The organism is Variovorax sp. JS1663, from assembly GCF_002157355.1.
Lineage (GTDB): Bacteria > Pseudomonadota > Gammaproteobacteria > Burkholderiales > Burkholderiaceae_C > Variovorax.
Genome location: NZ_LYMK01000013.1, coordinates 96,695 through 108,877, shown reverse-complemented (window position 1 = coordinate 108,877; position 12,183 = coordinate 96,695). Strand labels below are relative to the sequence as shown.

General features: G+C 63.9%; 9 protein-coding genes. 3 read left to right on the top strand and 6 right to left on the bottom strand.

Going from position 1 to position 12,183, the window contains the following annotated elements:
* Positions 1-383 precede the first annotated feature (383 nt).
* Positions 384-2,069 (top strand): FkbM family methyltransferase, encoded by a 1,686-nt coding sequence (locus A8M77_RS13360; protein ID WP_086921989.1) that lies wholly within the window; start codon positions 384-386, stop codon positions 2,067-2,069.
* On the top strand, positions 2,062-3,204 hold the full coding sequence (locus A8M77_RS13355; RefSeq protein WP_158100927.1) for a glycosyltransferase family 4 protein: 1,143 nt from the start codon (positions 2,062-2,064) through the stop codon (positions 3,202-3,204). Before A8M77_RS13360 ends, A8M77_RS13355 begins: the two co-directional genes overlap by 8 nt.
* Positions 3,205-3,240: 36 nt before the next feature.
* Here A8M77_RS13355 and gmd read toward each other — a convergent pair whose 3' ends face one another.
* Positions 3,241-4,278, bottom strand: a complete 1,038-nt coding sequence (gene gmd, locus A8M77_RS13350; protein WP_086921987.1) for a GDP-mannose 4,6-dehydratase — start codon at positions 4,276-4,278, stop codon at positions 3,241-3,243.
* Positions 4,279-4,499: 221 nt separating this feature from the next.
* Here gmd and A8M77_RS13345 point away from each other — a divergent pair, with 221 nt between their 5' ends.
* Positions 4,500-5,450 carry a GDP-L-fucose synthase family protein gene (locus A8M77_RS13345; RefSeq protein ID WP_086921986.1) on the top strand — a complete coding sequence of 317 codons (951 nt, stop codon included), beginning with the start codon at positions 4,500-4,502 and terminating at the stop codon, positions 5,448-5,450.
* A 24-nt stretch (positions 5,451-5,474) separates the two neighbouring features.
* Here A8M77_RS13345 and A8M77_RS13340 read toward each other — a convergent pair whose 3' ends face one another.
* The 5 genes from A8M77_RS13340 to A8M77_RS13320 form a co-directional block, all read right to left on the bottom strand.
* The gene (locus A8M77_RS13340) at positions 5,475-7,196 is read right to left on the bottom strand and encodes a glycosyltransferase (RefSeq protein ID WP_086921985.1); all 1,722 of its coding nucleotides are present in this window, start codon (positions 7,194-7,196) and stop codon (positions 5,475-5,477) included.
* Positions 7,193-9,091 carry a glycosyltransferase family 2 protein gene (locus A8M77_RS13335; protein ID WP_158100926.1) on the bottom strand — a complete coding sequence of 633 codons (1,899 nt, stop codon included), beginning with the start codon at positions 9,089-9,091 and terminating at the stop codon, positions 7,193-7,195. The genes A8M77_RS13340 and A8M77_RS13335 overlap by 4 nt, the downstream gene beginning before the upstream one ends.
* 76 nt (positions 9,092-9,167) lie before the next feature.
* A complete protein-coding gene (locus A8M77_RS13330) occupies positions 9,168-9,887 on the bottom strand; it encodes an ABC transporter ATP-binding protein (RefSeq protein ID WP_086921983.1) in 720 nt (239 codons plus the stop codon).
* A 14-nt stretch (positions 9,888-9,901) separates the two neighbouring features.
* Entirely contained in the window at positions 9,902-10,705 is an 804-nt protein-coding gene (locus A8M77_RS13325; protein ID WP_086921982.1) for an ABC transporter permease, read from the bottom strand.
* Positions 10,702-12,123 carry a mannose-1-phosphate guanylyltransferase/mannose-6-phosphate isomerase gene (locus A8M77_RS13320; RefSeq protein WP_086921981.1) on the bottom strand — a complete coding sequence of 474 codons (1,422 nt, stop codon included), beginning with the start codon at positions 12,121-12,123 and terminating at the stop codon, positions 10,702-10,704. The genes A8M77_RS13325 and A8M77_RS13320 overlap by 4 nt, the downstream gene beginning before the upstream one ends.
* Positions 12,124-12,183: the final 60 nt, after the last annotated feature.

The following is a 12,183-nucleotide window of genomic DNA, read 5'->3' as shown; positions in this document are numbered from 1 at the left end:
GGCTCGCGGCGTGTGCGCAATGTCGCAGATGGCGTAGACAGTTACTCTTCGTCATCCTCGGCGCGTTTTGCTGCTCCCTGACAGCCGCGGTGTGGTACTTTCGGCCTCAGTCATATTGCTGCTGCCCAACTCCGCGCCACCGCGATGGAATGTCCGGAAAGCTTAACAGAGCGCAGGGCGCGTCCGGCCGCAGCATTCGATATATCGGCACGCGATCGCCGGGCGATTCGCCGGCGGGAACCCCCGAGCATCCGTCCCCAGGGTGCAACTGGCGCCTAGAATTCCCGCAATCATCGTGAGGTACCCTGCCCTTGGCGCAAGGGTCCCTTGTCGGGCCCGGCAATCTTGCCGGTATCGAGGCCCGACATTCGCTGCAAACCTCTATGCCACCCACAGCACCGTCTTCACTTTTCGGCCAGCCATTCGTCTCCTACGCCCAGAACTACGAGGACGTCATGCTGCGGCGTGCCCTGCGACAGGTCGAACGGGGCTTCTACATCGACGTCGGCGCGCAGTCGCCCGAGTCGGATTCGGTGACCAAGGCCTTTAGCCTGCTGGGTTGGCGCGGGATCAACGTCGAACCCCATCCGGTGTACTTAGAGCAACTCGTCAGGCTGCGGCCGAACGACGTCAACCTGGGTGTCGCGCTGGGGGAGCGGTCAGGCTCTCTGACGATGAACCTCATCGAGAACTCCGGCTTGTCGACGGCGGACGAAGAGATCGCCGGCCAGCACGCCGCCGCCGGCCTGGCCCTCCGAAAGCATGAAGTGGACATGCTGACGTTGACAGAGGTGTGGCAGAGGCATGTGCCGGAGGGGCAGCCGGTGCACTTCCTCAAGGTCGACGTCGAGGGCTTCGAGCGTTCTGTTCTGGTGGGCAACGATTGGCAGCGCCATCGTCCCTGGATCGTCTTGGTGGAGGCCACGCTCCCGAACTCCCAGGTCGAGAACCACGAAGCATGGGAACCGGTCCTGGCGAACGCCGGCTACAAGTATGTCTATGCCGACGGCCTCAATCGCTTCTACGTCTCCGAAGAGTGCTTCGAACTCGCCGCTGCCTTCAAATACCCACCCAATGTGTTCGATGGCTTCGTCACGGCGGGGTACTCGGGACTGGCGATCGAGTTGCGCAGTGCCCAAGAGCGCGCGTCCAACCTGGTGCAGCAGGTCGGCGCTCTCGACAAGGGCTTGCAAGAGTCTCATCGGCGAATCGAATGCACCGAAGCGAGCCTGGTTCTGGCGCACGAAAGGGAAATGGCGCTCCAGGACCGCTTGGACGCCGAGGTGAGCGCGCTGCGGCACGAGATCGACCAGCGCGATCAGTTGCTGGCGCAAACCCATCTGCGTGCCGATGCCGCCGAGCAGCAGCGCGACGCCATCGCGCAATCGACGTGGTGGCGCATCACGGGGCCGGCCAGGGCGTTGGTGGACGCGACCCCGAGGCCTCTGCGCCGTCAGGTTCGCCGATTGGCGAAGGCGGCCTTGTGGGCCGCGACGCCTTGGCGCATTCCGGCGCGGCTGCGCTTCATCCGTGCGCGCCACGAGGCGGCGGCGCAGGCGCAGGCGGGGGCGGTGGTGGCCGAGCCCCCGGAACTGAATCTGTACCCGGATCGAACGCCAGGTCGGCCGCCGGAGCCGCCGATCGAGGCGCTGCCGCTCGACCTCACTGACGGAGCCGTTGCCGCGCGCTGGTGCATCGGCCTGTTGCGTTCGCAACCGGAGGTCCGCGCGCATTTTCCGCACGCGTTGTCGCAGCCGCAAGCGAGCGGCTTTATCGCTTGGGTGCGGAAAGAAGGCGGCGAACGCTTCGGCCTTTCGCAAGCTGCGCGTTCGCTGGTGGTGGATGTGCTGCAAGAAGACTTCGGTGGTCGCGCGCGCCAGTACTACCTCGGTCGACCGGACGTGCGTGCGCTTCATCCGCAGGGGCTCGGGCCGGAAGGGCAAGGTGCGCTCTACCGCTGGTTCGCGATGTACGGCCGCGCTGAAGGCCAGCTGTCGCCGGAAGAGGTACTCTGGCTTTTTGTTGAGTTGTCGGAGGCATCGGATCAAGGAGAGACGGTCGGTGCTTGATCCACGTCCTCGCCTCGCCCTGGACACCTACGTTCTGGCGCAAGGCATCAAGACCGGCGTGTACCGGGTCTGCGACGAGCTGTTTCCATTGCTGGTGCGCAGCGATCGCTTCGACAGCCGCCTGTACTTTCGCGCGCACGACTCGGCGAAGGCTCCCCGCTTGAGAAAGCGTCTGAATGCCCCCGCGCATTCGGCGCCCGTGCAGCACCCATCGGCCGACGCCGATATCCTGCTGTCACCCTTCGGCGTGGCGCCCTCCGAGTGGTTGCTGGACGATCATGTGCTTCACGCTCATATCGTCTACGACCTGATCGCCATCAAGCACCCCGAGTATTTCTCGAAAGAGGGGGCAGCCGAGGTGCGGCGCATCATGGATAGCCTGAACGAACACACGGTGGTGTTCGCGATCTCGGAGTTCACCAAGAAGGATCTGCTGGCCTACCGGCCGGATCTCAATCCGCGGCAGGTGACGGTGATCCCGCTTGCTGCCGGCCCGCGCTTCCGGCCCTGCGAGGATCCTGCGGCGCGCGCGGGCGTGCGCGCCAAGTACGGCATACCCCAGGGCGTGCCCTACGTACTGAGTTTGGCCACACTGGAGATCCGCAAGAACCTGGACAAGGTCGTCCATGCCCTGGTATCGCATCTGGAGCAAAACCCGGAAAGCGACCTGCACCTCGTGCTGTCGGGCATGTCCGGCTGGAAGCTCGAACAGTTGCACAGTGCATTTGCAGTTGCCAAGCGCTGGCGCCACCGCATCGTGCTGACCGGCTTTGTCGAGGATGCCGATCTCTCCGCGCTCTACAGCGACGCGCTGTGCTTCGTGTATCTGTCACGTTACGAGGGATTCGGCCTCCCGCCTTTGGAAGCGATGGCTTGCGGTACCCCCGTGATTTGCGCCGACAACTCTTCGCTGCCCGAGGTCGTGGGGCAGGCGGGGCTGTTGTTCGATGCCAACGACGTGCAGGGCGTTGCCCATGCCATGCAACAGCTCGCGGCCTCTCCCGCGTTGCGTCAGGAACTGGCTGACACAGGGCTGGATCGGGCTGGACTCTTCAACTGGGAACGCTGCGCGGACATCGTGACGGAGACTTTGGTTGCCGCCCATACCCGCCATGTGCAGCGGCCCGCCGGATAGGCGGGCCGCTGTCTGGCGAGCGAGACGTTCCCTGGCTTAGAACGACTTACCTTCCGCATTCCGACGAAGATCCGCCTCGACCATCATCGTGCACAGCTGTTCCAGCGTCGTCTTCGGCTCCCAGCCGAGCTTTTCCTTGGCGCGCGCGGGATTGCCGATCAGCAGGTCCACTTCGGCAGGGCGATAGAACTTGGGATTGACGCGCACCAGCGTCTTGCCGGTCTGGACGTCGATACCAACCTCGTGCTGCTCGTCGCCTTCGAAGCGCAATTCGTAGCCGGCCGCCTTGAACGCCATCTCCACGAACTCCCTGACGGTTTCCGTCCGATTGGTCGCCAGCACAAAGCTGTCGGGTTCCTTGGCCTGCAGCATCATCCACATGCCTTCGACGTACTCCTTGGCAAAGCCCCAGTCGCGCTTGGCGCTCAGGTTGCCAAGCTCCAGCACTTCGGCCTTGCCCAACTTGATCTTGGCCACGCCGTCGGTGATCTTGCGCGTGACGAACTCACGGCCGCGCAGCGGGCTCTCGTGGTTGAACAGGATCCCGCTGCAACCGAAGATGTCGTAGCTCTCGCGATAGTTGATCGTCATCCAGTGGGCAAACAGCTTCGCGACGCCGTAGGGGCTGCGCGGATAGAAAGGTGTGTCTTCCACCTGCGGAATGGCCTGCACCTTGCCGAACATCTCGGACGTGGACGCCTGATAGAAACGAATGCGGGGATTGGTCAGGCGAATGGCCTCGAGCAGATGCAGCGCCCCCATGCCGGTGATCTGTGCGGTGGCGTCGGGCTGGTTGAAGCTCACTCCGACAAAGCTCTGTGCCGCAAGGTTGTAGACCTCGTCGGGAGCGGCCTCCTTGATCAGGGTCAGGGAACTGCCGAGATCGGTCAGATCGTATTCAACGAGATGCAGGTCGGGGTGGTTCTGGATGCCCAGTTCTTCGATCCGCCAGAAGTTCACGGAACTGGTGCGACGATAGGTCCCATACACCACGTAACCCTTGTCGAGCAGCAACTCGGCGAGGTATGCGCCATCCTGCCCTGTGATGCCCGTGACCACGGCACGCTTCTTCATACTGGAACCCCTTATCAAATCAAACACGACGAAGTCCGCCAACCAAGCCGACGGAACACAAAGTCTTCCATTTTGCCGCAAAGCCTCAGAAGCCCGGCATCGGGCGCCCAGTGGCCGGCTCCGGCGGCGAAGCAGGGATCAGGCGCGGGGTCGGGTCCCGATCGTCACGAAATGCAACCCACGACCCTCTAAACTGTCTCAGACCAGAGAGAATTGGAATGATGAAGAGAACATTTATTGCGGGCCACCGTGGTCTCGTGGGCTCCGCAGCGCAGCGCGCACTGAAGGATCGTCCGAACTTCGAAACCATCGTGCGCACGCACGCCGAACTCGACCTTGAAGACCGTGCGGCGACGCGTGCCTTTTTCATGGAGCAGCGCCCAGACTATGTCGTCATGTGTGCCGCGAAGGTCGGAGGCATCCTGGCCAACTCGACCCTGCCGGTCGACTTCCTCCACAACAACCTGCGCATCCAGCTCAACGTGTTCGATGCCGCACACGAGGCGGGCGTCGAACGCATGATCTTCCTGGGCTCATCGTGCATCTATCCGCGCGACTGCCCGCAGCCCATCAATGAGGACTATCTGTTGACCGGGCCGCTGGAGGCCACCAACCGCCCCTACGCGCTCGCGAAGATCAGCGGCGTGGAATCCTGCTGGTCGTTCAATCGCCAGTACGGCACGCGTTATCTCGCCGTGATGCCGACAAACATGTACGGTCCGGGCGACAACTATCACCCCGAGCACTCGCACGTACTGCCCGCGCTGATCCGGCGTTTCCACGAGGCCAAGATCAAGGGCGCGCCCGAAGTCGTGGTCTGGGGCTCGGGCAAGCCGCGGCGTGAGTTCATGTATTCGGAAGACCTGGGCGATGCGATCCGCTTCCTGCTGGAGCTTCCCGACGAGCGCTTCGCGGCGCTGACGCGGCCCGAGGTCACGCCCTTGATCAACGTCGGGGTGGGCGAGGACGTGACGATCCGCGAGGTGGCGGAACTCGTGAAGGCGACCGTTGGCTACGAAGGTGAGCTCAAGCTCGATGCCACCAAGCCCGACGGAACGCCGCGCAAGCTGCTCGACGTGGGTCGGCTGTCAGCCCTGGGCTGGAAGGCGAAGACGGCGCTCGACGAGGGCCTGCGGCACGCCTACGAGGACTTCCTCCGCCACCACGCCTGAGGCGCCGCATCGCGGCCCGCCGCATCACGCGACCGTGATGCGCCGCAGTGCCTCCCGGTAGCGCTCGATCAGGCCTGGCGCGCAGAAGTAGTCGAGCACCGCCTTCTGGGCGACCGCTGCCCTGCGGTCCGCTTCGGCCGGATTCTGGTAGACCGCGAGCAGTTGCGCCGCGATGGAATCCATATCGGGATCGGCCCAGACGAATCCGCGCGGATAGGGAATGTAGTCGTCCTCCAACTCGATCAGCCGGTAGTCCACCGGGTATGCGGACGCCGGGTCGACGAAGGCATCGACGCCGCCGAAGGCCGTGGAAATCACGGGTACGCCGGCACCCATGGCCTCGATTACCGTGAGGCCCAGGCCCTCGGAGCGATGCGGCGAAACATAGGCCGAGGCGGAACTGATCAGGTGATGCAGTTTGGCATCCGTGAGGAGGTGGTCGATGATCTTGATCCGGCGGTCTTGCGCGGCGGTCCGGTAGAGATAGTCGACCTCGGGGATTTTGCGGTTGGGATAGGTGATCTTGAAGGTCAGCCGCACCTTGGCCGACGACCCCTTCGGAAAGGCCCGCAGAAAGGCGTCGAGCAGCGTGCTTGGGTTCTTCCGCTCGAGAATGCTATTGGCGTCGAAGCAGTAGACGAAAGTCGTTTCGCCCGATTCGGACGCGTGATGCCGCTCCAGGCCCGTCAAGTACGCCAGATAGGGTGGCAGCAGGTGGACGGGCTTCGCGGTCGACTGCCGGAGCATGCGGTAGATGAAGGGCGTGGGCGCCCAGAATTCGTGGAAATACTGCATCGACGCCTGCCACTCCGGCCGTAGCGTCGGCAGTTCCCAGTACCAGACCGCGATGTTGTACTTGTCTTGGAACAGTTCGTTGCCGCCATGGGCCATCATGACCGGCAGCGTGTCGCCGTTCATGTGCACCAGGTTCACGTCGCCGTCCGCCAGATAGGGAGGGAACTGGGGTGTGCCCTCCACGCTCGACTGGATGGCGAACTCGCGCTGCTGTGCACGGCAGCCGATGCGGGTAAGGCCGGCCTTGCGCAGGCCGTCCAGGTAACCGCGCGCGCTGACTCCAAGCCCGGAGACCCTGTCCAATGGTCCGATGATGTTCACGCCCTTGGCCGGGTCGACGTGCTTCTGTGGCGGTGGAAGATCTTCGCGCTCGAAGCGCACCTTCTGCGCGTCGGACAGCCGTACCCGGTGATTCACCATGAGGCCGGCCTTGCTGCCCACATGCAGGTAGTGCGTGAGGGGTCTGTCGAGCCAGGGCTGCAATTCCGAGTTGGACTGCAGGTATCGGCGCGGCGAGAAAGAGCTCGACGCCCTCAGCCCCAGGGCTTCGCCGATCAACGCATAGTGATAGAGCGCCGTGACATTGCTCGGCTCGCCGCGTTCGAACTGGGTGCGATAGAAATCCGGGTCGAAGACCGGATTGGGCTTCCTGCCTTCGGCGTCGCCGAGATTGATGTAGTGCGCAATTGGTTCAAAGCCCGCGGCCACGATGTCGGGGTAGGCCGAGACGTAGTGTTCCTGGTCGAAGAGACCGAGTTCGAGCAGGAGCAGCGCCTGCTTGGCCGGGGTGTGGCGATCGGGGCCGGGCTGCATCACCTCATCCCAGTCGAGGTCCAGCCGGGTGCCGACTTCTCTTGCGCGGGCGGCGAGCTGCTGGCGCAGGTGCCGGTAGGTCGATTCCGACAGCGGATCGGCGCCGATCTGGACTTGTTTGCGGACGTTGGCGCTCAAGGTCTGGGCTCCAGCAAAGGACGGTCGTGAGAGTCCTTTTGGAAGTGCTTGCTGAAATAGGGATCCCTGGCGACGAGGTGGCTCCACTTCTGCAGGAAGATCTTTTTCTCCTGGAGGTTGTCATGAGCCCGCTCCAGGCTCGAGTTGTGGAAGTGATAGAGCTTTGCTGCCGGCGTGTAGACCACGCGATAGCCGGCCTCGATGCATTTGAGGCAGAAATCCAGGTCGTTGTAGTCAGTGGAGAACTGCAGGTCGAAGCCGCCGACTTCATCGAACACTTCCTTCCTGTAGGCCATGACCGCCCCCGTCACCGCGCTGTAGTTGCGGTCGATGGCGGCAAAGCCTGCGTAGTCGCTTCCGTCGTCGGGGGCGCGATGGAATACGTGCCCGGCGGATCCGTGGAAGCCCAGCGCGATGCCGGCATGCTGCAGGCTGCCGTCGGGGAACAGCAGCTTGCCGCCGACCGCGCCGACCGCGGGCCGTGCCGCCTGGGACGCCAGCGCCTGGATCCAATCGGGGGCGATGACCTCCAGGTCGTCGTTGAGGAGGATCACGATGCCCTCATGCACCTGCGCCGTGGCGAAGTTCGCCTTGTCGGCAAAGGAGAAGGTCTTCTGCTTCGGGTACGACACCGAGGAATGGCCGTGCGCCGCCAGCAGCGCCTTCATCTCCTCGGGCACGAAGCCGTCGTCGACCACCAGGATCTTGTAGTTGGCGCAGGTCGACTTCGAAATGATCGATTGGACGAAGTGCGTGGCCAGAACGATCTTTCCGTGTTCCGGTACCTCCCTCTCGTACATGCCGGTCAGGATGACCAGGGTGACGGGCGTGGTGGGCTCGGGCCAGACGACACGGAGGCTTCCCTTGTCCGCCACCGCTTCGATTTTTGCGGCCGGACAATCCCTGTGGACCTGCCGCTCGAGAGCCATGCGGGCCTCCTCGAGCGCTGCGGGCGGAAAGAAGCCGCCGAGCGCCGGCTCGGCCCCGGACGCACTCCTGAAATAGAGCAGGTCGTCGATGTGCGCGATCGAGGTCGCATTCGCGGCAGCGGCAAGTGCCAGTTCGTACTCGGCGGCCGCGTCTTCGCGCCCTCGGGGTTCGGAGAGCGAGAGCAGCAGCTTCTTGCGGATCGCAGTGAATCGTCCCAGCATGTTCACGGACTGCTGGTGCTCAGGCGACCAGTCCGGCTTGTAGAACTGCCGGCCGACCTTGTCGTTCTGGAGCCGGCTTGCCTCGTCGGTGTAGACGAGGTCGAGGTCCGGCGCATTGCGCAGCTTGTCGCCGAGCATCTTGACCAGGTCGTCGTCCACCATGTCCCCCTGCGAGAGCAGGCCCACGAAGACGGTGGTGGCCTCCTTCGCAGCGGCCTTAAGCCAGTGGCTCTCCGTTGGCATGCCTTCCAACTCGACGCGGCGCACGCGCCAATCGGTCTCCAGCCAGCCCGACACCAGCGAGGCGTGCTCTTCGTCGCATCCGAAGAGCAACTCCCAGCACGGGTCCGTCTGCCGAAGGGCGGACTGCAGCGTGCGCTCCAGCGCCGCCATGTCCTTGCTACGCACTGGCACCACGAAGCAGACCGACGCCGGGCTCTGGCGCATCTGGCTCATCTCGACGACCGGCTCCAGGATCTCCCCCGTGGGCGCCCAATGAAAACTTTCCGGATCGAGGTACTCTGCCTTGGGGCGTGCGAGCGGCAGCAGGTCCGGGTCGGAAAGCACGGGGTGCAGTGCCGAGGGTGCATGCATGCGGCCGGCCCACGTCGTGCGGGTCGAATCCAGCGTCGACACGGTATCGCGGCCGCGCAGCTTGCGCTTCAGCCGGCTGTGCAACTGCGGGAAGCGCTCGATCAGCAGCGCATTGAGCTTCTGCCGGACCGGGCTTTGGGGCGGCAGCAAGCGGCGGACTGCGGCCAGAAGGGGAGGAAAGATCGCACTTTTCAAAACCAGGGGCACCATCGAATGAGTGGACGGATCATTGGACGGGTCCAGGAGTTGCTTCCGCGATCCGCCCGTGCTCCAGGTGAATCACCCGGTTGCACTCCTTCGCGATCAGCTCGGGCGAGTGCGAGGCAAGCACCAGGATCCCTGACTTGGCCACCACGTCCTTCATGCGCTGCTCGGCCTTCTCGGTGAACTCCGCATCACCCACCGACAGCCACTCGTCCATCAGCAGGATGTCGGCCTGGATGCTGGTCGAAATGGAGAAGGCCAGCCGCATCAGCATGCCGGTGGAGTAGGTGCGCACCGGCATGTTCACGTATTCGCCCAGGCCGCTGAACTCGCAGATCTCGGGTGTGAGCGCGTCGATCTGCTTCTTGCTCATGCCCATTACCAGGCCGCGCAGCATGATGTTCTCGACGCCCGTAGCGTCGTGCTCGATGCCCAGTGCCGGATCGATGAGGCTGGAGACGGTACCCTGGCGCACGAACTCGCCCGACGAAGGCTCATAGACGCCCGCCAGCGTGCGCAGCAGCGTCGACTTGCCGGCGCCGTTGTGGCCCACCAGCCCCAGACGGTCGCCGCTCTTGAGCTCCAGGTTGATGTTGCTCAACGCCTGCACCACGTTGACGCCGGTCTCCTTGCCGAAGCGCCCGCCGGTAACGGACGCGGCCAGCGTTTTTTTCAGCGATGCGGCGCCGGCACCGTAGATCGGGAAGTTGACCGAGACGTTCTTGAGCGAGATGGAAGCCATTTTTCTTCGAGGCTTTAGAGCCAGTAGACGACGCGGCGGCGGTATCGTGCGAACAGCAGACCCGAAGCCGCCAGGCTCAGGACAGTCCAACCCACGATGCCCCACCAGTTGTGAGCATCGGAAATGCCACCCATCAAGGGGGTGCGCAGCAGATCCAGCATCTGTGCGAAAGGGTTGTACAGGATGTACTGCGCGCGACCGGGCAGGGCGTCGGGAAGCCAGAAGACGGGCGTCAGAAACATCAGCATCTGCATGACGCTGGTGACGATCTGGGTCACGTCGCGAAAGCGCGTGCAAACCAGGCCCAGGGCCAGGCCCAGCGCCTGTGCATTGACGAGCAGCAGCAGGAAGGCAGGCACGAAGAGCAGTGCCGACCAGGACAGCGAGACGCCTGCCCACAGCGCCACCGGCACGTACAGCACGATGTGGTGCACGAACTGGATCATGTTGCGCGCCATGCTGCGCCAGACGAACAGGCTGATCGGGAAATAGCCTTGCTTCAGGTAGTTGCTGGAGCCGATGAAGGCGTTGCAGGAGTCCGTCACCATGCTGGAGAAAAAACTCCAGAAGATGATGCCCAGCGCCAGGTGCGGAAAGAACCTCGACAGCTCGGTGCCGAACAGTGAGGCGTACAGCGGCCCCATGCCGCCGATCATGGCACCCATGCTGAGGGTCAGCCACAAGGGGCCCAGCATCGAGCGCCGGTAGCGCAGCACGATGTCGAACCAGGCGAGTGTCCACCAGATGTCGGTGCGGCGGGTACCCTCCCACCAGTCGGCCCAGGCGCTTCGATGAAGATTGGAGTGCGCCTGGGTCATACGCGTCCGTAGGTGTCCACCAGGCGAACGATGTCGTCTTCGCCAAGGTAGCCACCGCACTGGACTTCGATGAGAACCAGTTCATCCTGTCCGATATTGGTCAAACGATGCTTCTCCTTGAGAGGGATATAGCGGTATTCCCCGGGCAGGGTCTTGTGCTCCACGTCGCCGATCTGGACGATGGCCGTTCCCCGGACCACGACCCAGTGCTCGGCGCGCTGGTGGTGGTACTGCAGCGAGAGCGCTTCGCCTGGCTTCACCGTGATGCGCTTGACCTTGTAGCCGTCTTCTTCCTTGAGCGAGGCATAAGTGCCCCACGGGCGGTGGACCACGGCCGGCAAGTGCACTGTTTCATGCTTGCGGGCCTTGAGGATGTCGACGACTTTTTTCACCTGCTGAGCGCTGTCCTTGTGGGCCACGAGCAGCGCATCGGGCGTATCGACGATGACGAGATCGCGCAGCCCCAGAGCCGCCACCACCTTGGGGCCATGACTCTCGACCTGGATGTGGGTGCCCGTGGTGTCCACCGCCACCACGTGGTCATCGGGGAAGGTGTTGCCCGCCGCATCCGAGGGCTGCGCATTGGCCACCGAGGGCCAGGAACCCACGTCGCTCCAGGGGAAGCGCGCAGGCACCACATGCACGTTGTCCGCATGCTCCATCACCGCATAGTCGATGCTGATGTCGGGTTGCAGTCCGAAGGCATGCAGGTCGAAGCTGATGGCGTTGCCCTTCGTCTTGGCGGTGTCGAGCGCATGCCGCGCTGCGTTCATCGCGTCGGGAGCGTGTCGCTCCAGTGCGGAGAGGATGGAGGCGGCGGTGAAACAGAACATCCCGCTGTTCCAGTAGTAGCGCCCCGTTGCCAGGTATTCCTGTGCCGTTGCCAGGTCGGGCTTCTCGACGAAGCGCTTGACGAGCTGGCTCTCGCGCGAGACGCGCTCCACTTCGACGTAGCCGAAGCCGGTTTCCGGTGCGGTCGGCGAAATGCCGAATATCACCAGCGCGCCGTCCTGCGCCAGCCGGAAGGCCTCGCTCGCACTGGCGACGAAGGCTTCCACGTCCGGAACCAGATGATCGGCCGACAGCACCAGCATGACGGTGTCGCCACTGAACTGCCGTTGGCATTGCAGCGCGGCCAGCGCGATGGCCGGCGCCGTGTTGCGGCCGCGCGGCTCGAGCAGAAATGTGGTGGACGGCGGATCGCTCATCTGGCGCAGCACGTCCTTGCTCAGGAACTGGTGGTCCTGGTTGGTCACCAGCATCAGGTCGCCGGTGCCGCAGGCCTGCCCCCGTTCGATCGCCTGCTGGAGCAGCGTCGAACCGCCGAGCTTCATGAAAGGTTTCGGGAAGGCTTGTCGCGATGCGGGCCACAGCCGGGAACCTGCGCCACCGGAGAGGACCACGGAGAGCAATTGCATTTTCTTCCTTCTCTTTGGAGAGCGGGCGATTTTACCGGGCAGCGTTCGGCTGGCCGGGCG

Bases quoted from the DNA above. Each gene is read 5' to 3' on its own strand.
- A8M77_RS13325 (WP_086921982.1), bottom strand. From the start codon at position 10,705: ATGACCCAGGCGCACTCCAATCTTCATCGAAGCGCCTGGGCCGACTGG.
- A8M77_RS13320 (WP_086921981.1), bottom strand. From the start codon at position 12,123: ATGCAATTGCTCTCCGTGGTCCTCTCCGGTGGCGCAGGTTCCCGGCTG.
- A8M77_RS13330 (WP_086921983.1), bottom strand. From the start codon at position 9,887: ATGGCTTCCATCTCGCTCAAGAACGTCTCGGTCAACTTCCCGATCTAC.
- A8M77_RS13345 (WP_086921986.1), top strand. From the start codon at position 4,500: ATGAAGAGAACATTTATTGCGGGCCACCGTGGTCTCGTGGGCTCCGCA.
- A8M77_RS13360 (WP_086921989.1), top strand. From the start codon at position 384: ATGCCACCCACAGCACCGTCTTCACTTTTCGGCCAGCCATTCGTCTCC.
- gmd (WP_086921987.1), bottom strand. From the start codon at position 4,278: ATGAAGAAGCGTGCCGTGGTCACGGGCATCACAGGGCAGGATGGCGCA.